Consider the following 17,056-nt stretch of genomic DNA (forward strand, 5'->3'; position numbering starts at 1 on the left):
TCGCGCGGGAACCGGAACAATGGTCCGCTCCCGCGGGTTGGGAGTGCATGACAATCACTGGAGAGATAAGCGCATGAAAACCCGTCTTGCGATTTCGTTGGCTGCCGCGTCCCTGCTGGCGTCGAGTGCGGCCTTTGCTCAGTCGACGACCGAAGAGGGCGCGAGGAACGGCGCACGCGCGGGCGGCGATATCGGTGGCCCGGTCGGAGCGATGGTCGGCGGCACCGTCGGTGCGGCCGTCGGCGCCGGCCTCGAAATCCCGAATGCGATCCTGGGCGGAATCCCGCGCGATGACTCTGTCGTGATCCACGAGCGCGTCGTGGTCGGCGAGCCGCTGCCCCCGACCGTGGTGCTGCGTCCCGTGCCGAACTACACCGAATATCGCTATGCGGTCGTGAACGACCGCCGCGTCATCGTCGAGCCGCGGACGCGCCGCGTCGTCAAGATCATCGACTGACCGGCATCGGCGTTGAGTGAAAACGGGCCCTGCGGAGCGTCACTCCGCGGGGCCTTCGCTTGTGACGGATACGCTCGGGCGTAGGCGTGTCATGACCCAATCGGCTGCGGCTGCGAGCGCAAAGCCGGCGCAGGCGGTGGCGGCATCGACCAGAAAATCCTCCAGCCGTGCATGGCGTCCCGGCGTCCAGAACTGCATCAGCTCGAGCAGGCCGATCAGGATGACCGAGACGGCCGCCGCTGCCAGGCGTCGCTTCCGATAGGCGAGGCCGAAGGCCAGCCCGACCAGGATGAAGGCGAGCGCATGCTCGCCGTCCTGGCCGAGGTCGGAATGCGGGCGCAGGCCGGGCGGACCGAGGGTTGCAAAGGCAACGGCCGCAGCGAGCAGCCAGGCAAAGGCACGAACCAAAATGGACATCCGCACCGCTTAGCACGGTTTTGCAGGGCCTGCGCGGGCTGCGGATCAGATCGCCGTGTAGTTAATGACGAAACGTTAAAGTGGCTCGCGCACGCCGAGGCCCTGCATGAAACGCTCCCGGATCTGCACGGGATCGCGCCGGGTGGTGCCGACGCCCGGCTTGTCGTCGATGCGGACCGCGATCAGGCTGGGCTCGTTAGCCGACATGGCCTTCTCGACTAGGCGCTCGAAATCCTCCTCGTCGGCGGCCCAGGCGCTGTTGGCGAGCCCCGAGCCGGCGGCGATGGCGACGATATCGGCGACGTCAGCGGCCGGCGTCGGCTGCGCGCCGGTGATCTGGTAGATGCCGTTGTCCATCACGATCATGATCAGGTTCTTCGGCTTCAACGCCGCAATCGTCGAGAGTGCGCCGAGCTGCATCAGCAGCGAGCCGTCGCCTTCGAGCGCGAGGACGCGGCGCTCCGGCTGCGCCAGCGCAACGCCGAGCGCGATCGGGAAGGCGAGCCCCATGCTGCCGAGCATGTAGAAATTCTGCGGGCGGTGGCCGGCGGCCCAGAGGTCGAAATTGGTATTGCCGATGCCGCCGATCACGGCCTCCTCGTGCTTGAGCTTTGCGATCAGGCGCGAAGTCACGTCGAAGCGGTTCATCACCTTGGTGTTGCGCGTGTTCATGTTTGAACTCATTTGGCCGGCCTCACTTGTCGAAGACCTTGCCGCCGGTGAGCAGCGGGTTGAGGATCAGGGCCACCGGCGCTTGCGTGGTGATCGCCTGCTTGATCGAGCGGTCGGCGATGAATTCAAGCTCGTCGAGCCGGGTGATGGTGTGATGCTCCAGCGCCAGCGAATCCAGCACCGGGCGCATGGTGCGGCAGACCAGCGACTGGCCGTAGTTGAACTCGCCGAGCGTGCCGCGCTCGGACACGAACATGATCAGCGGGATCTGGTAGGGCACCGCGAGCGAGGCCAGCACGTTGGCGAGCGTGGCAAAGCCCGAGGTCTGCATCAGCACCGCGCCGCGCCGTCCGCCCATCCAGGCGCCCGAGACGATGCCGACGGCTTCCTCCTCGCGGGCGGTGGCGAAGGTGGTGAAGAAGGGATCGGCATGCAGGTTCTTGATCAGCGGCGTCAGCACGCGGTCGGGCACGTAAGGGATCAGGCTGATCTCGTTCCGCTTCAAGGTCTGCAGGACGATGCCGTGCCAGCTCCCGTCGCCGGACCCCTGCGTCGAGGTCTGCTGTTCCGCAATCGCCATTGCGCTCTCCCTTGGCGTATTCCTTGGGCCGCGCATGCTTCTTGGTCTTTGCCATTGCCCTGGCCGTCGCGGCGATCCGCCGAACTTGACGCAGGCCGCGGGATTGTCAACATGTCCGGGCCGGCACCGTGATCTGCGCCAGGCGGCCTGCCGTGGCCGGCACCGCCATGTCATAAGCGGCGACAATGAGAAATTGGGAGGAAGGCATGGACGGGCGCGCGCCGCGCTGACCTTGTGGACCTCCTCGAGAGAGCCGGAAGGGTCCTGATGTCCGTCAACAACAAGCGCGTCTTCTACGTCAAATATCTGGCCAATCCGATCTATATCGACATCCTCAAGGCGCGGCCCGACGTCCGGCTCGACCGCATCGAGAACGAGAGCCCCGAAGACTTCTATGCGCCGATCCTCTCGGCCGCCCATGTCTACCAGATCGGCGCGGCCCGCGACGAGCTCGCCCCGCACTTCCATGTCGATGCCGCCTTCCTGAAACGGACGCCGAATTTGCTGCTCGTCTCCAGCAACGGCGCGGGCTTCGATCCCGTTGACGTCGAAGCCTGTACGGATGCGGGCGTGCTGGTCGTCAACCAGTCCGGCGGCAACGCCCATTCGGTCGCCGAGCACGCGCTGGCGATGATGCTGACGCTGTCCAAGCGCATCATCCAGTCCGACCGTCGCTTGCGCCGCGAGCGCGACGTCAACCGCAACGACCTCGTCGGCAACGAGGTCGAGCACAAGACCGTCGGCATCATCGGCCTCGGCAATGTCGGCCGCCGCATCGCCGCGCTGTGCAAGGGCCTGCTCGGCATGAAGGTGCTGGCCTATGACCCGTATCTAACCGCCGAAGTGATGGCCGAGCGCGGCGGCGAGAAGGTCGAGCTCGACGAGCTGCTGCGCCGCGCCGACTTCGTCTCGATCTCCTGCCCGCTCAACAAGGGCAGCCGCAACATGATCAGCGTGCGTGAATTCGCGCTGATGCAGCCGCATGCCTATTTCATTACAACCGCGCGCGGCTTCATCCACGACGAGGACGCGCTGCTCCAGGCGCTGCGCGACAAGCGCATTGCGGGGGCCGGTCTCGACGTCTGGTCCAAGGAGCCGCCGCCGCCCGAGCATCCGCTGCTCCAGTTCGACAACGTGCTGGCGAGCCCGCATACCGCGGGCGTGACGACCGAGGCGCGCCAGAACATGGGCCGCATCGCCGCCGAGCAGGTCCTGGAGACGCTCGACGGCAAGCGCCCGCCGCGCATCATCAATCCCGAGGTCTGGCCGCGCTACGCCGAGCGCTTCAAGCGGGCGTTCGGCGTGATGCCGGGGTAGGGACGCGCACGAAGGTCGATTGCGTTCCAATCATTGGTTACCGCGATGAAAATACAAAGTGGCGCATCTTATCGATTGCGTGAGGGAACGCGTATTGCTTGTCCTGTAGATGAAAGGCCATGAGCATATTTTCGATTGCCACATCCGGACTTTCTGCAGCGAGTTTGCGCGTGAGCGTGGCCGCGAGCAACATCGCCAATATCAGCACGACCGGCCCGCTGCCAGCACCAGGCGGATCGAGCACATCGGCCGGTGCGGGCATAGCTCCGACCTTTCCCGCGGCTTATGTGCCGCTGCGCGTCGATCAGGTCTCCCAATCGAGCGGCTCGACGCCGGGCGGTACGGTCGCGACCGTGTCGGCGGTTTCGCCGAGCTATATCGCACAGTCGGATCCGAGCGCTCCCTTCGCAAACGAGGACGGCCTGGTCGCAGCGCCGAATGTCGATCTCGCCGGCGAATTCGTTGAACTGGCGACCGCGAAGTACAGCTTCATTGCCAATGCGAAGGTCATTCAAGCTTATGCCGAGACGACAGAGTCGCTGCTCGATATCACGACGTAATGATTGATGTCGGCCCGTGCGCCTCGTGTCGCGCGCGCCTTCCGCGAGGCTTTGGGCAGGGCGGGGCGGCTGACGGATCGAACCGACGCCTGGACCGGCGGCGGGAACCGTTGCCGGCCTTGATCCCGGTCAAAATCTGCCTCCCCGAAACCGGGTAAATGGGATTAGAGTGCTGCCGAGGCAGCAGGAGGTCCCATGTCCACTTATGTCGTCAGGTTCATGAAGGACGTGCTCGGGGAGTACGGCCGGCAGATCGAGGTCTGCCAGGGCACGCTCGAGATCGACGCCGCCGACGAGGACGAGGCCAGGGAACGGGCGAAGGCGCGGTTTTGCAAGGACCAGGCGTTGTGTGACTGGTCGCTGCATGCCGATCGCATCCACGTCAGACCGGCCGACTTCCCCTCGTAAGGCTTACCGGCCGGGTGCCGTTGCCGGCGGCGGCGCGGTTGCGCCCGCGCCGAGCGAGCGTTGCACCATGACGGTGTCGGACCAGCGGCCGTGCCGGTAGGCGACGCCGCAGAGCAGGCCGGCGCGCGCGAAACCGAACTTTTCGTGCAGCGCCAGCGAGGGCGCGTTGTCGGCGTCGATATAGCCGATCATCTGGCGGAAGCCGGCCGCCGCACAAACATCGACCAGCTCCTGGAGCAATAGCCGTCCGACGCCGCGGCCGAGATGCGCGTGGTGGACGTAGATCGAGTGCTTGGCGGTGTAGCGATAGGCCGGGCGCTTGCGGAACAGCACCGCATAGGCGTAGCCGACCACCTCGCCGCGATAGGTCGCAACCAGATGCGGCAGGCGGGTCTGCTTCAGGTTCTTGCGCCGGTCGCGCAGATCGTCCGGCTCCGGCGCGCCGGTTCCCTCGACATCGCGCGGCACGCCGTTGCGGACATGATGGCGGTAGATCGCCAGCATCGCCTCGACATCGCTCTCGCGCGAGGGGCGGACCTGGACCGGCTCGTCATCCGCTCGTATAGCGGCTGTCTCGTTCATCGGCACCTACTCGGCAACGACGTAAGTATAGAGCCCGATACGGCCCTGGGCATCGATCTCCTTGTAGACGCCCTGGATTTCGACGTCGAAGCCCGGGAACGTGTTGAAGCAGGTCTCGAACATCTTGAGATAGTCGACCATGGGCTTGGCGCGTTCCGTCAGCCGCTCGCCGGGCACGATGGTGGCGATACCGGGCGGATAGACCACGAAGGGCGTGGTGGCGATGCGGCCCGCGATCGCCTCGATCGGCAGATAGTCGACGTCGTTGCGGAACAAATAGCGGGCGGCATCGCGGGGCGACATCGCGATCTCGGGCATGTGCTCGGGCATGAATTGCCGCGCCTGGAGCGCGCTGACATCGGCGGCGCGGAAGAAACGGTGCATGTCGCCGCAGAGATCGCGCAGCCGCACGCCGGCATAGCGCGCCTGCCGCCGCTGGTAGAATTCCGGGATTGCGTCCGCCAGCAACGCATTGTCGTCGTGCAGCCTCTTGAAGGCGACGAGGCCGGAGATCAGCGTGCCGGCCTTGCTCGCCTCGACGCCGGGAGTGAGCAGGAAGAGCAGGGAGTTGAGGTCGTTCTTCTCGGGCACGATGCGGTTCTCGCGCAGATATTGCGCGACGACGGGGGCGGGGATGCCGTGCTCGGCATAGGCGCCGGTGGTGCGATCGAAGCCAGGCGTGAGCAGCGTCAGCTTGTTCGGATCGGTCATGGCAAAGCCTTCCGCGAGATCGGGAAAGCCGTGCCAGTTGGTATCCGGAGAGAGTTGCCACAGCGCGGGATTGGTGGCGAGCTCGTCGGTGGACAGCGTCTCCCAGGCGACGTTGTGGGCGGCGCCGGGGCGGCTGACGTCGGGAATGGCGACGCGATCCGGGACGAAGGGCTCGAAGAACCAGCGCCGATCGGGGTTCTGCTCCTTCTCCTCGAACTCACGCCGCATCGCGCGGATCTTCTTGCGCAGCTCGATGCCGAGCCGGATCGTGTCGTCCCACAGCACTTCGCCGGAGCGCCCCTTCATCATCTGCGCGCCGACGTCGAGGGATGCGAACAGCGGGTAGAACGGTGACGTGGAAGCGTGCTGCATGAAGCTTTCGTTGAAGCGGCGGTGCTCGACCCGCCGCTTCTGGCCGCGGATGTGACGGTCCTTGATGTGGATTTGCGAGGCCTGCGAGAAGCTCGCGAGTTGCTTGTGGGTCGACTGCGTCGCGATGATGCCGGGCGCTTCCGGGGGAAGGTTCGCCAGCCCCATGGCGAAGCGGCCGGCATAGAGGGGGTGGAATTTCATGAAGCCGGCCCAGGCCTCGTCGAACAGGATGTATTCGCAGAGATGGCCGATGCGCTTCAGGATCATCTCGGCGCTGTGGATCGAGCCGTCATAGGTGCACTGCTCGACCACGGCGACGCGGAACGGCCGTTCCTTGCGCCAGGCGTCGCGATCCCTGACCAGCGGATGGTTGCGGATCGCCTCGCGCAGGGCCTTCTCGTCGAGGACGTCCCAGCGCATCGGGCCGATCAGGCCCCAGGCGTTGCGGATGGTCGGGACGTAGACCGGGATGCCGCCATTGATCATCAGCGCGCCGTGATGGGCGGCCTTGTGGTTGTTGCGGTCGAACAGCACGAGGTCGCCGTCGGTGACGAGCGCGCCGAGCGCGACCTTGTTCGAGGTCGAGGTGCCGTTGAGCACGAAATAGGTCTTCTCCGCGCCGAAGATCTGGGCGGCTTCCTTCTGCGCCTTCAGCGCCGGGCCCTCATGGGTGAGGAGGTCGCCGAGGTCGAGCACGGAATTGTCGAGGTCGTCGCGAAACACGGATTCGCCAAGATGCTCGACGAACACCCGGCCGATCGGGCTGCGATTGTAGAACACGCCGCCATTGTGGCCCGGACAGGTCCAGAGCTGATTGCCTTCCTCGGCATAGTCGACCAGCGCGCCGAAGAACGGCGTCTTCAGCGTCTCGGCATATTGCTTGAGCCGGCTGATCAGGTTCTTGGCGATGAAGGTCGGCGTCTCCTCGGAGAGGAAGACATAGCCGTCGATGAAGTCGAGCACCTCGACCGGCAGATCCTCGAACCGCTTGCGCCGGATCAGGAGGATGATCGGGAAATCGAGGCCGCGGCGCCGCATCAAATTGATCAGCGCCGAGGTCTTGCCCTCCAGGCCCTTCTTGCCCCAGTCCACCACCATGCAGCCGATCGCGGCGTCGGTCTGCACCGCGATCTCCGCGTCCTCCAGCTTGCGGGCCCGGACGACCTCGAAGCCGGAGCGCTGGATCTCCTCGATGATCTGGTTGAAGCGGACGCCTTCGAGGTCGTCGGCGTCGAACACGGGTGCGGCGAACAGGAAGTTGAAGCGCTTGAAATAGTCCATTGTCTGTCCCGAATGTACTGGAGACACAGCTCTCGGCACATTCGATGACAGTTGGATGACAGGAGCTGCGGCTGGCGTTTCGCCTCTCCCCGCTTGCGGGGAGAGGCCGGATTGCGCAGCAATCCGGGTGAGGGGGAGCTTCCGCGAGTCTGACTATCACCGCCTTTGTGGGTGCAGCCCCTCACCCCAACGCTCTCAGCGCGAGCGAAGCTCGGCGCGGCCCCGTAAGAACGGGGAGAGGGAGAAGTCCGCTACCGCTTGGCCTCGCTGAACACCACCGTCGGCACCGCGCGGTTGACGACTTCGCGCAGCGCAAAGCTCGATTGCACCCGCGCGACGCGCGGCAGGCGTGACAGCTCGGTGCGGTGGATGCGCTCGAAATCCTGGATGTCGCGCGCGAGCACGATCAGGATGTAGTCGTCGGTGCCCGACATCAGGAAGCAACGCACGACGGAGGGGCATTTCACCACCTCCGCCTCGAACGCTTTCAGCGCTTCGTCGCTCTGGCTCTCCAGCGCAATGCGCACCAGCACCGTCGTGGTGAGGCCGAACTGCGCCAGGTCGAGCGCGGCCTGATAGGCCTGGATGTAGCCGTCGTCCTCCAGCGCCTTCTGCCGCCGCGCCAGCGCCGTGCTGGATAGTCCGACCTTGTTGGCAAGCTCGGTGTGGCTGGCCCGCGCGTTGGTCGTGAGTTCCGCGAGGATGGCGAGATCTTTCCGGTCGAGGGCCAATGTTTCGTTTCCAGCGTGAAAGGGCACTTCGGCGCCGGAAACCGGCGCGGAGATCGCGAAACTAGCTGATATTTGCACGAAACCAAACTGGACCCGTCGCTACCATGGCGAGGTGAATCAAGACGTTGGAAGGAGCCTAGGATGCGTGTCGGTGTGCCCAAGGAGATCAAGGTGCAGGAATATCGCGTCGGGCTCACCCCGGGCGCGGTCCGTGAATATGTCGCGGCCGGGCATCAGGTGACGGTCGAGACAGGCGCTGGCAGCGGCATCGGTGCTTCGGACGAGGTCTATCGGCGGGCAGGGGCGGAGATCGCCGGGAGCGCCCGCGACGTCTTCGCCAGCTCCGACATGATCGTGAAGGTGAAGGAGCCGCAGAAGAGCGAATGGACCCAGCTTCGCGAAAGCCAGATCCTGTTTACTTACCTCCATCTTGCACCGGATCCCGAACAGGCCAAGGGCTTGCTCGCCTCCGGCTGTACGGCGATCGCCTATGAAACCGTCACCGACGCGGCCGGTCACCTCCCCCTGCTTGCGCCGATGAGCGAAGTCGCCGGCCGCCTCGCCATCGAGGCCGCTGGCGCCGCGCTCAAGCGGTCGGCCGGCGGTCGCGGGCTTTTGCTGGGCGGCGTGCCCGGCGTGCAGCCGGCGCGGCTCGTCGTGCTCGGCGGCGGCGTGGTGGGAACACAGGCCGCGCGCATGGCCGCGGGCCTTGGCGCGGAGGTCACGGTGATCGATCGCTCGATTCCCCGGCTGCGCGAGCTGGATGATGTCTTTCTCGGACGGGTGCGCACCCGCTTTTCAACCATCGAGGCGGTCGAGGAGGAGGTCTTTGCCGCCGACGTCGTGATCGGTGCGGTGCTGGTGCCGGGCGCGAGCGCGCCCAAACTCGTCACGCGCGCGATGCTGAAATCGATGCGGCCGGGCGCCGTGCTGGTCGACGTCGCTATCGACCAGGGCGGTTGCTTCGAGACGTCGCATGCGACCACGCACACGGACCCGACCTACGAGGTCGACGGCATCGTGCATTATTGCGTCGCCAACATGCCGGGTGCGGTGCCTGTCACGTCGAGCCAGGCGCTGAACAACGCGACGCTGCCGTTCGGCCTGATGCTCGCGAACAAGGGTTTTGCGGCGGTGCTGGAGAACCCGCATTTGCGCAACGGCCTGAATGTCCACCGTGGCCGCATCACCAACAAGGCGGTCGCGGAAAGCCTCGGGCTGGAGTTCGCTCCGGTGGAGACCGGGCTCGCGGCGTAGACGGGCCGCCAGTTCCGTCATTGCGAGCGTAGCGAAGCAATCCAGAGTATCTCCACGCAAAGATTCTGGATTGCTTCGCTGCGCTCGCAATGACGACGTGGAGAGAGGGTGCGCCGACGTTGTGGGCGCCATCAACTCTACGCCTTCGTCAGCCTGTACTGCCCAAGATCCGGATCATGCGTCATGCGCCAGTAATCCACGAAGCGCCAGGGCATGGCGGAAAACACGCGGCCGCTTGAGTTGCGATAGTAAGTCGTCATGCCCGGATGGGTCCAGATCATGCCCTCGTGCTCGGCGTCGACCTTGCGGACGTAATCGTCGAGCACGTCCGGACGGACGTCGATCGCTGCGACATCGCGCGCGATCATGTCGGCCAGGCACGCCGAGATGTAGCGGCTCTGGCACTCCGACTGGAAGATGACGCTGCCGCCATGCGCGGGACCTGAGTTCGGGCCGAGCATGCAGAAGAAGTTGGGGAAATCAGGCACGGTAAGGCCGAGGAACGCGGTCGGATTGTCGTTGCCCCAGGCCTCGCGCAAATTCTTGCCGTTGCGGCCGCTGATGTTCAGGCGCGCCGCCATCTCCGTGACCTTGAAGCCGGTCGCGACCACGATGATATCCGCGAGGCGGTGCTTGCCGTCCGCGGTGACGATGCCGCCCTGGTCGAAACGGTCGATCGCGTCGGTGACGAGCTCCACGTTCGGTCGCGTCAACGTCTTGAACCAGTTGTTGTCGAGCAGGATGCGCTTGCCGTAAGGCGGATAGGTCGGCACGCATTTTTCGATCAGGTCGGGGCGGTCCTTCAGCTCGGTGAGGATGAAGTCGGTCAGCTCCTGCCGGTGGCGGTCGTTGCCCTTGTTGACGGCGCGCTCCGGATGTGGCCAGGCCGGGTCCTTGCGCAGGAACGGCAGCAGGCCGTCGCCATAGCGCCAGAACATGTTGAAGCGATACCACTGCACATAGAACGGCAGATGCGCCAGCAGCCAGCGCGCGCCCTCGCTGATCGGGTCGGAATAGCCCTTCACCGGCCGCGCCCATTGCGCGCTGCGCTGATAGACGGTGACCGAGGCCACACGGCCGGCAATCGCCGGCACCAGCTGCATCGCGGTCGCGCCGGTGCCGATCACGGCGACGTGCTTGCCGTCCAGATCGATATCGCCGGACCATAACGCCGAATGCAGGATCGTGCCCTTGAAGCTTTCTTCGCCCTTGAAGCGGGCGCGGGAGGGATCGTTGAGCTGGCCGATCGCGCTGACCAGCGCGGTGGATTCGAAGGTCTCTTCTCCGTCCTTGGTCCTGAGCGTGGAAATCCAGCGCCTCTTGCCTTCGTCCCAGCGCGACGAGGTCAGCTCGGTGTTGACGCGCAGATGCTTGCGGATGCCGTATTCATCGGCGACCTTCAGGAGATAGCCGAGCAGCTCCTCGCGCTGGCAGAAGTACCGCGTCCATGCGTTGCGCGAGCCGAACGAATACGAATAGGAATGGTTCGGTGTATCGACGCCGCAGCCGGGATAGCGGTTGATCCACCAGGTGCCGCCGAGCTCGTCGTTCTTCTCGACGATGGTGTAGGGGATGCCGAGATGACCGAGCGCCACGCCGAGCGCAATGGCGCAGACGCCGGCGCCGACGATCAGAACGTGCTGCTCCGCGAGCTTGTCGTCGGAAGGACGCGTCGTCCATCGTGTCTCGCGCGGCACAAAGCCCATCTCCTCGCGCATCAGGGGCGCATATTCCGGCGCGACGTTCTCGCCGAGGCAGGCGCGCATCATCTTCAAGAGCAGCTCTTCGCCGGGGTCGGTGATGACCGGCTGCGGTGAGCCATTGGCGAAGAGGTTGACCACCGCGGCGCGGATTTCGTCCTGGATCTCCTTCGGCACGCCGGCTTCGGGATCGGGAATGAGGCGGATGTCGCGCTTGGGCAAGTACGGCGGCTCGAGCCAGCGCGCCTCGCCGGTCATGTGCACCAGCACCATCAGGAGGCAGCGGATGTCGCCTTCCGCGATCGCCGAGGCGATGTCGAGCGGGTGGTGGGGAGATGCGATGTTCATGGCGTTTCCTGATCTCCCGATGAACTGAACAGGCCGCGCGTCATCAGCTTGCGATAGGCGGAGATGACGTGGTCGGGCACGGCGGTGACGCCGCCTTCCGAATAGGAGTAGCGGCGGCTGAGATAGCCGCGCGCGCCCATCAGCATGTGGACGATCGCCTCGAATTCCTCGTCGCTGTAATCCTCGATCGCACCCGCAAGGCGGGCGCGGCGCAGGATGCGGACATAGGCGACCGAGATGTTGTCGAGATGTTTTTGGTAGCCGATCGGGGCAAAAAATTCGGCCTCGTTGAGGATGCGCAGGAATTCCGGCACCTCGCGGATGAAGTCGAAGAAGGCGGAGAAGCGCTCGATCTCCTGCCGCGCCGCATCCGCCGTGCCGGTGCGGGCGCGGATGAACCCGACCATGTCGAGGCCGATCTTGGGCAGCAGCTGGTCGAGCAGCTCCTGGCGGTTCTCGAAATGGTTGTAGAAGGTGCCTTGCGCGACGCCGGCCTGCTCGGTGATGCGGGCGACGGAGGCTTCGGCATAACCATGCTTGCCGACGACCTTGGTCGCGGCGTCAAAGATCTTCTGCTTGGTCCAGGCGTTGCGCTCGACGCGGTTGAGCTTTGTGACCTTGGCATTCGCTTGCGTCATTCAGACGTCTCCAGCTCGGCGCGCAGCACGCGCTTGAGGATCTTTCCGCTCGGGTTGCGCGGCAGGCTGTCGCGGACGACGAGCTGCTTCGGCACCTTGAAGCTCGCCAGCCGCGCGCGGCAATGTTCGGTAAGGGCAGGGAGCTCGAGGCTCGCACCTTCCGCCAGCACGACGATGGCGACCGGCCGCTCGCCCCAGCGCGCATCGCGCAGGCCGATCACCGCGACCTCGCGCACCTCTGATAGCTCGTAGATGACGCGTTCGACCTCGGAGGAGGCGATGTTCTCGCCGCCGGAGATGATCATGTCCTTCTTGCGATCGGTCAGATACAGAAAGCCCTCGTCGTCGAGATAGCCGACGTCGCCGCTGCGGAACCAGTCGTCGAAGAAAGCCGCAGCCGTCTTCTCCGGGTCCTTCCAGTAGCCGCGGGTGATCTTCGGCCCGCGCAGGCAGATCTCGCCGTTGACGTTCGGCGGCAGCGTCCTGCCGTCCTCGTCGCGGATCTCGATCTCGACATGGGCGATGGCGCGCCCGGTCGAGCCGATCTTCTCGATCTCGCGGCCGGCCTCCATGAAGGTGTCGCCGCCCACGGTCTCGGTGAGGCCATAGGCGTCGATGTAGCGCGCATTGCGGAAATATTCCGAGAAGGCGCGGATGCGCAGCTCCGGCGTCTTCTCGCCGCCGCCGATCGCCCATGTCAGGCTGGAGACGTCGTAGCGATCGCGGGTGGGGCAGGTGAGCATCGCCGTGGTCATGACCGGCGCGAACCATGCGGCGTTGAGCTTGTCCTCCGCAATCGCTGCAAGCGCGGCCTCAGGCTCGAAATAGCGCTCGATGCGGATGAAGCCGCCATGCCAGAGCACGGCAATGCCAGGCAGGTCGAGTGCCCCGACGTGATAGAGCGGACCGACGACGAGGAGGCGCGTCTCGGCGCTGAGACCCAGCGCGATGGTCTGGTCGGCGGACTTCCAGTAGAAATTATCGTAAGACAGCATCACGCCCTTGGGGCGGTCGGTCGTGCCCGAGGTGTACATGAGCCGCATCAGGTCGGACGGCGCGCGGACGTGCATCGGCGCAGCCGCAGCGCCGCCCGCGAGACGCGTAACGCTCTGCTGGGAGGCTTCGTCCAGCACGACGATCCTCGCACCCGCCGCGTTCGCGGCCAATTCCTCATCGACGATCAGAAGGCGCGCGCCGGCATTGCCGGCGATGTAGCCGACCTCGTCACGGGAGAGGCGGAAGTTGATCGGCAGAAAAACCGCGCCGAGATGGCTGGTGGCGAACACCAGCTCCAGGAACGCCGCGCTGTTCTTCATCAGCACGGCCACGACATCGCCGGCGCCAATGCCCTGCGCGGCCAGCCAGCCGGCCGCTTTCCGGATGCGCGCGTCGAAGACGGCGTAGGAGATCTCCTCGCCGCGGTATTTCAGCGCGGGCCGCTCCGGCGTGCGCCGGGCATGAAAGGCGATGAAGCTCGACAGGTTGATCATTGTGCGGGTTTTGGGCCGGTTGCGGCCTCATGTCCTCCCTTGATGAATTCTGACTCGTAATTCATCTTTGGCTTGACGTCACCCCCCTACCTCTGAAATCCTTGGGAACACGGAGACGAGACGATCTCCGACAGGGATTTGGAAACGCCGACCCGACAGAGGGAGGGAAAAATGACGAGAACCCGCACGCCGGGCATCAGCCGCCGTTCAACGCTGGCGCTGATGGGCGCCGGTGCGATGAGTGTTGCCGCGCCCTGGGTGGCGCGCGCCCAGGCCAAGACCATCAAAGTCGGCATGCCGACGATTCTGTCGGGGCGCGTGGCGCAGCTCGGCACGTCCTCGCGCAACGCGGTGATGCTCGAGGTCGACAAGGTCAATGCCGCCGGCGGCCTTGCCGGGCGTCCCATCGAGATGGTGATCCGCGATTCCAAGGGCCAGCCGCAGGAAGCCGCGCGCGTCGCGCGAGAGCTCGTCAACACCGATGGCTGCGAATGGCTGATCGACGGCGAGGCCTCGTCCGGATCGTTCGCGGTGCACGAGGTGGCGCGCGATCTCGGCGTGCTCTGCGTCCACACCTGCTCGGAGGCATCCTCGCTCACCGCCGATCCGAAGCAGCACATTCCGAACGCGTTCCGCTGCGTGCGCCAGGGCATCCACGATTCCATCGTCGGCGGCAGCTACGCCGCCGCAATCTCCAAAGCCAAGGGCCTGAAGAAGTGGGCGACCTGCTCGCCCGACTATGCCTATGGCCGCGACACCACCGGCGAGTTCACGCTGTACCTGAAGCGCTTCGCGCCGGACGTCGAGGTCATCAGCGAGTCCTGGCCAAAGCTGTTCCAGCCCGACTACACCGAAGTGGTGACCAAGATCCTCCAGGCCAAGCCGCAGGCGCTGTACTCCTGCCTGTGGGGCGGGGATCTCACCTCCTACATCGACCAGGCCAACATCTACGCGATGTTCAGCCAGATGGAGGTGTTCGCGGTCAACATGGCCGACTACACCGCGCTCACGGTGGTGAAGAACCTGCCCAAGGGCATCCACTCCGGCAACCGCTACATCAAGACCTTCCCGACCACGCCGGAGAACGCTGCCTGGGGTGACGCCTACAAGTCCAAGTACAACGAATACCCGACCAACTGGTCGTGGCAGAACGCGACCGCGGTGATGTTCCTGGCCGAAGCCGCCAAGAAGGCGAACTCCACCGACGGCAAGAAGATCGCCGAGGTGCTGGCCGGCCTCACCATCAAGTGCCCGTTCGGCGCCGACGGCACCGTGACCATGCGCGGCGATGATCACACCCTCGTCGGCTACGCCATCGGCTGGGGCACCACGATCCCGCAGGAGCCTTATGTGCCCGAGGTCAAGGCCGGCGACTGGAAGACGATCTTCGAGCTCGAGGCCGAGTGGAAGAAGAGCAAGGGCTACACCTGATCCGATGCGCGGCGGAGACGGGTGACCGTCTCCGCCTGTTTCGTTTGATTCTCCGCGCCAGGTCCGGCGCGCTGCAATGAAAGTGATCCCGTGGATCTCGACGCGCTTGCCGGCTGCCTCTCCAGCTCCGCCTGCCTGGTGACGCAAACCACCAGCGGCCTCATCATCGGCATGCTGCTGTTTCTGGTCGCAGTCGGGCTGACGCTGATCTTCGGCGTGCTCAAGGTCGTCAATTTCAGCCACGGCGCCTTCTATATGTTCGGCGCCTATTTTGCGATGACGGCCTATCATCTCACCGACAGCTTTGCGCTGGCGATGCTGGCCGGTGCGGGCGGCACCGCCATCCTCGGCCTGATCTTCGAGCGCGTCTTCATGAGTCGCGTCTATGGCGCCGACGTCTTGATGCAGCTCCTCGTCTGCTACGCCTTCGTGCTGATCTTCGATGATGTCGTGCGCATCATCTGGGGCCCCGAGTTCAAGTCGATGGGCATGCCCGCGGCGTTCCAGGTGATGCCGCTGTTCATCGCCGGCGGCGTGGTGCCGCCTTATTACCTGCTGCTGATCGGCGTCGCGCTCGTCGCGGCCATCGTGCTCGGCATCGGGCTGTCGCGCAGCCGCATTGGCAAGGTGATCCGCGCCGCCGCGCACAATCCCGGCATGGTGTCGGCGCTCGGCATCAACACCGGCCTGATCTATGGCGGCGTGTTCGCGCTCGGCGGCATGCTGGCGGGGCTTGCGGGTGCGCTCGCTGCTCCCGTGCGGTCGCTGACCCCCGGCATGGGATTTTCGGTGCTGATCGAATCCTTCATCGTCACCGTGATCGGCGGCATGGGCTCGATCCTGGGCGCCCTGATCGGCGCGCTGCTGATCGGCCTGATCCGCTCGTTCGGCTCGCTCGGCTTTCCCCTGTTCACGGAAGGTCTGATGTACCTGTTCATGGTGATCGTGCTGGTCTCCAAGCCCACCGGCCTGTTCGGCAAGGAGGCGGCATGACCGAGCTGGAGGCCGGACGCGCGCAGACGCTGGCGCCGGTGCGCAGCGGCGCGGCACTTCATCGCTACCGCGACGTCCTGATCGCGCTGATCGCCTTCGCCGTGCTGGCGAGCCTGCCGCTTTTCACCGGCAGCAAGGCGCTGCTCGACTTCGTCATCCGCTGCTCGGCTTACGGCCTGTTCGCGACCTCGCTCAACCTCCTGGTCGGCTACACCGGGCTGACCTCGTTCGGCCACGGCATGTTCTTCGGCCTTGGCGCCTACAGTTTCGGCCTGATCATGCAGAAGCTTGGCCTGCCCATTCCGGTCGCCTTCGTCGCGACGCTGGCGATCACGGCGCTCATCGCCGCCGTGATCGGCGCGATCTGCGTGCGGCTGAAGGAGATCTACTTTGCCTTCGTCACGCTGGCGTTCCAGATGCTGATCCACTCGACCATCCTGTCCTGGGCGTCCTTCACCGGTGGTGACCAGGGCCTGCGCGGCGGCATCCCGCGTCCCGCGTTCCTCGGCATCGATCTGTCGAACCACGTCCATCTCTATGTCACGAGCTGCGCGCTCCTCGTCCTTGGCCTGCTCGCGATGCGCCAGATCGCGCAATCGCCGTTCGGCTACACGCTGCGCATGATCCGCGACAACGCCGCGCGCGCAAGCTTCCTCGGCATCGACGTCTGGCGCGCAAAGCTCACCGTGTTCGTGCTGGCGGCGCTGTTCGCGGCGATGGGCGGCATGGTGATGGCGCTGTTCGTCTCCGGCGCCTATCCGGAATTCGCCTATTGGACCATCTCGGGCGAAGCCATCTTCATCAACATGCTCGGCGGCGTCTCGACCTTCCTCGGGCCGATGGTCGGCACCGTGCTGCTGCTGCTGCTCAATGACACCGTGACGCGGTACACCGAGTACCACGGCATCGTGCTCGGCGTGGTCATCCTGTTCTTCGCACTGGGCCTGCGCAAAGGCCTGCTCGATTTCGTCGCCGAATGGTTCGCACACCGGCGCGACGCCGGCGAGGGACGCTAGCGATGTCAGGTGTATCCATCGGGCAGTCATTCCGGGGCGCACGAAGTGCGAACCCGGAACTTCGAGATTCCGGGTCTGGTCCTGACGGACCATCC

17 protein-coding genes are annotated in these 17,056 nt (G+C 65.2%); 8 read left to right on the forward strand and 9 right to left on the reverse strand.

Translation table 11 applies throughout. From position 1 onward, the window contains the following. Positions 1-73: 73 nt before the first annotated feature. Positions 74-457, forward strand: a complete 384-nt coding sequence (locus AAFG50_RS14680; RefSeq protein WP_028172203.1) for a DUF1236 domain-containing protein — start codon at positions 74-76, stop codon at positions 455-457. 39 nt (positions 458-496) lie between these two features. Here the strand turns inward: AAFG50_RS14680 and AAFG50_RS14685 are convergent, their stop codons facing one another. From AAFG50_RS14685 to AAFG50_RS14695, 3 genes are all read right to left on the reverse strand, one after another. Further along, complete coding sequence (locus AAFG50_RS14685; RefSeq protein WP_028172202.1) at positions 497-874, reverse strand: VanZ family protein; 378 nt, start codon at positions 872-874, stop codon at positions 497-499. Between the two features lie 75 nt (positions 875-949). Beyond that, positions 950-1,558 carry a thiamine pyrophosphate-dependent enzyme gene (locus AAFG50_RS14690; RefSeq protein ID WP_028172201.1) on the reverse strand — a complete coding sequence of 203 codons (609 nt, stop codon included), beginning with the start codon at positions 1,556-1,558 and terminating at the stop codon, positions 950-952. Positions 1,559-1,568: 10 nt separating this feature from the next. Next, positions 1,569-2,126, reverse strand: a complete 558-nt coding sequence (locus AAFG50_RS14695; RefSeq protein ID WP_028172200.1) for a thiamine pyrophosphate-binding protein — start codon at positions 2,124-2,126, stop codon at positions 1,569-1,571. 267 nt (positions 2,127-2,393) lie between these two features. Between AAFG50_RS14695 and AAFG50_RS14700 the strand changes: the two genes are divergently transcribed. The 3 genes from AAFG50_RS14700 (at position 2,394) to AAFG50_RS14710 (ending at position 4,411) form a co-directional block, all read left to right on the forward strand. Next, positions 2,394-3,443 (forward strand): hydroxyacid dehydrogenase, encoded by a 1,050-nt coding sequence (locus tag AAFG50_RS14700; protein ID WP_028172199.1) that lies wholly within the window; start codon positions 2,394-2,396, stop codon positions 3,441-3,443. Between the two features lie 119 nt (positions 3,444-3,562). After that, positions 3,563-4,003 carry a flagellar basal body protein gene (locus AAFG50_RS14705; protein ID WP_028172198.1) on the forward strand — a complete coding sequence of 147 codons (441 nt, stop codon included), beginning with the start codon at positions 3,563-3,565 and terminating at the stop codon, positions 4,001-4,003. Positions 4,004-4,198: 195 nt separating this feature from the next. Beyond that, positions 4,199-4,411 carry a hypothetical protein gene (locus AAFG50_RS14710; protein ID WP_028172197.1) on the forward strand — a complete coding sequence of 71 codons (213 nt, stop codon included), beginning with the start codon at positions 4,199-4,201 and terminating at the stop codon, positions 4,409-4,411. Between the two features lie 3 nt (positions 4,412-4,414). Here the strand turns inward: AAFG50_RS14710 and AAFG50_RS14715 are convergent, their stop codons facing one another. The 3 genes from AAFG50_RS14715 to AAFG50_RS14725 form a co-directional block, all read right to left on the reverse strand. Next, complete coding sequence (locus AAFG50_RS14715; protein ID WP_028172196.1) at positions 4,415-4,993, reverse strand: GNAT family N-acetyltransferase; 579 nt, start codon at positions 4,991-4,993, stop codon at positions 4,415-4,417. A 6-nt stretch (positions 4,994-4,999) separates the two neighbouring features. Next, positions 5,000-7,357, reverse strand: a complete 2,358-nt coding sequence (locus AAFG50_RS14720; protein ID WP_028172195.1) for an Orn/Lys/Arg decarboxylase N-terminal domain-containing protein — start codon at positions 7,355-7,357, stop codon at positions 5,000-5,002. Between the two features lie 251 nt (positions 7,358-7,608). Beyond that, the gene (locus AAFG50_RS14725; RefSeq protein ID WP_028172194.1) at positions 7,609-8,088 is read right to left on the reverse strand and encodes an Lrp/AsnC family transcriptional regulator; all 480 of its coding nucleotides are present in this window, start codon (positions 8,086-8,088) and stop codon (positions 7,609-7,611) included. A gap of 141 nt (positions 8,089-8,229) precedes the next feature. Here AAFG50_RS14725 and ald point away from each other — a divergent pair, with 141 nt between their 5' ends. Then, on the forward strand, positions 8,230-9,345 hold the full coding sequence (gene ald / locus AAFG50_RS14730; protein WP_028172193.1) for an alanine dehydrogenase: 1,116 nt from the start codon (positions 8,230-8,232) through the stop codon (positions 9,343-9,345). Positions 9,346-9,482: 137 nt separating this feature from the next. Here the strand turns inward: ald and AAFG50_RS14735 are convergent, their stop codons facing one another. Genes AAFG50_RS14735 through AAFG50_RS14745 form a run of 3 tightly spaced genes read right to left on the reverse strand, consistent with a single transcriptional unit; the run spans position 9,483 to position 13,521 of the window. Continuing rightward, a complete protein-coding gene (locus AAFG50_RS14735; RefSeq protein WP_028172192.1) occupies positions 9,483-11,393 on the reverse strand; it encodes an NAD(P)/FAD-dependent oxidoreductase in 1,911 nt (636 codons plus the stop codon). Further along, positions 11,390-12,031, reverse strand: coding sequence for a TetR/AcrR family transcriptional regulator (locus tag AAFG50_RS14740; protein ID WP_028172191.1), 642 nt, complete (start codon positions 12,029-12,031; stop codon positions 11,390-11,392). The genes AAFG50_RS14735 and AAFG50_RS14740 overlap by 4 nt, the downstream gene beginning before the upstream one ends. Next, positions 12,028-13,521, reverse strand: a complete 1,494-nt coding sequence (locus tag AAFG50_RS14745) for an AMP-binding protein (protein WP_028172190.1) — start codon at positions 13,519-13,521, stop codon at positions 12,028-12,030. Before AAFG50_RS14745 ends, AAFG50_RS14740 begins: the two co-directional genes overlap by 4 nt. Positions 13,522-13,692: 171 nt before the next feature. On the opposite strand from AAFG50_RS14745, the gene AAFG50_RS14750 reads away from it, so the two are divergent. The 3 genes from AAFG50_RS14750 (at position 13,693) to AAFG50_RS14760 (ending at position 16,961) form a co-directional block, all read left to right on the forward strand. Then, entirely contained in the window at positions 13,693-14,952 is a 1,260-nt protein-coding gene (locus tag AAFG50_RS14750; protein ID WP_028172189.1) for an ABC transporter substrate-binding protein, read from the forward strand. A 90-nt stretch (positions 14,953-15,042) separates the two neighbouring features. Continuing rightward, positions 15,043-15,945, forward strand: coding sequence for a branched-chain amino acid ABC transporter permease (locus AAFG50_RS14755; protein WP_011085968.1), 903 nt, complete (start codon positions 15,043-15,045; stop codon positions 15,943-15,945). Further along, a complete protein-coding gene (locus AAFG50_RS14760; RefSeq protein ID WP_028172188.1) occupies positions 15,942-16,961 on the forward strand; it encodes a branched-chain amino acid ABC transporter permease in 1,020 nt (339 codons plus the stop codon). Before AAFG50_RS14755 ends, AAFG50_RS14760 begins: the two co-directional genes overlap by 4 nt. Positions 16,962-17,056: the final 95 nt, after the last annotated feature.

The sequence above is a fragment of the Bradyrhizobium sp. B039 genome (genome assembly GCF_038965675.1).
GTDB lineage: Bacteria > Pseudomonadota > Alphaproteobacteria > Rhizobiales > Xanthobacteraceae > Bradyrhizobium > Bradyrhizobium diazoefficiens.

What these genes read in the sequence shown, in the direction of transcription:
- AAFG50_RS14680 (WP_028172203.1), top strand. Translation starts at nt 74, where the DNA reads ATGAAAACCCGTCTTGCGATTTCGTTGGCTGCCGCGTCCCTGCTGGCG.
- AAFG50_RS14685 (WP_028172202.1), bottom strand. Translation starts at nt 874, where the DNA reads ATGTCCATTTTGGTTCGTGCCTTTGCCTGGCTGCTCGCTGCGGCCGTT.
- AAFG50_RS14690 (WP_028172201.1), bottom strand. Translation starts at nt 1,558, where the DNA reads ATGAGTTCAAACATGAACACGCGCAACACCAAGGTGATGAACCGCTTC.
- AAFG50_RS14695 (WP_028172200.1), bottom strand. Translation starts at nt 2,126, where the DNA reads ATGGCGATTGCGGAACAGCAGACCTCGACGCAGGGGTCCGGCGACGGG.
- AAFG50_RS14700 (WP_028172199.1), top strand. Translation starts at nt 2,394, where the DNA reads ATGTCCGTCAACAACAAGCGCGTCTTCTACGTCAAATATCTGGCCAAT.
- AAFG50_RS14705 (WP_028172198.1), top strand. Translation starts at nt 3,563, where the DNA reads ATGAGCATATTTTCGATTGCCACATCCGGACTTTCTGCAGCGAGTTTG.
- AAFG50_RS14710 (WP_028172197.1), top strand. Translation starts at nt 4,199, where the DNA reads ATGTCCACTTATGTCGTCAGGTTCATGAAGGACGTGCTCGGGGAGTAC.
- AAFG50_RS14715 (WP_028172196.1), bottom strand. Translation starts at nt 4,993, where the DNA reads ATGAACGAGACAGCCGCTATACGAGCGGATGACGAGCCGGTCCAGGTC.
- AAFG50_RS14720 (WP_028172195.1), bottom strand. Translation starts at nt 7,357, where the DNA reads ATGGACTATTTCAAGCGCTTCAACTTCCTGTTCGCCGCACCCGTGTTC.
- ald (WP_028172193.1), top strand. Translation starts at nt 8,230, where the DNA reads ATGCGTGTCGGTGTGCCCAAGGAGATCAAGGTGCAGGAATATCGCGTC.
- AAFG50_RS14735 (WP_028172192.1), bottom strand. Translation starts at nt 11,393, where the DNA reads ATGAACATCGCATCTCCCCACCACCCGCTCGACATCGCCTCGGCGATC.
- AAFG50_RS14740 (WP_028172191.1), bottom strand. Translation starts at nt 12,031, where the DNA reads ATGACGCAAGCGAATGCCAAGGTCACAAAGCTCAACCGCGTCGAGCGC.
- AAFG50_RS14745 (WP_028172190.1), bottom strand. Translation starts at nt 13,521, where the DNA reads ATGATCAACCTGTCGAGCTTCATCGCCTTTCATGCCCGGCGCACGCCG.
- AAFG50_RS14750 (WP_028172189.1), top strand. Translation starts at nt 13,693, where the DNA reads ATGACGAGAACCCGCACGCCGGGCATCAGCCGCCGTTCAACGCTGGCG.
- AAFG50_RS14760 (WP_028172188.1), top strand. Translation starts at nt 15,942, where the DNA reads ATGACCGAGCTGGAGGCCGGACGCGCGCAGACGCTGGCGCCGGTGCGC.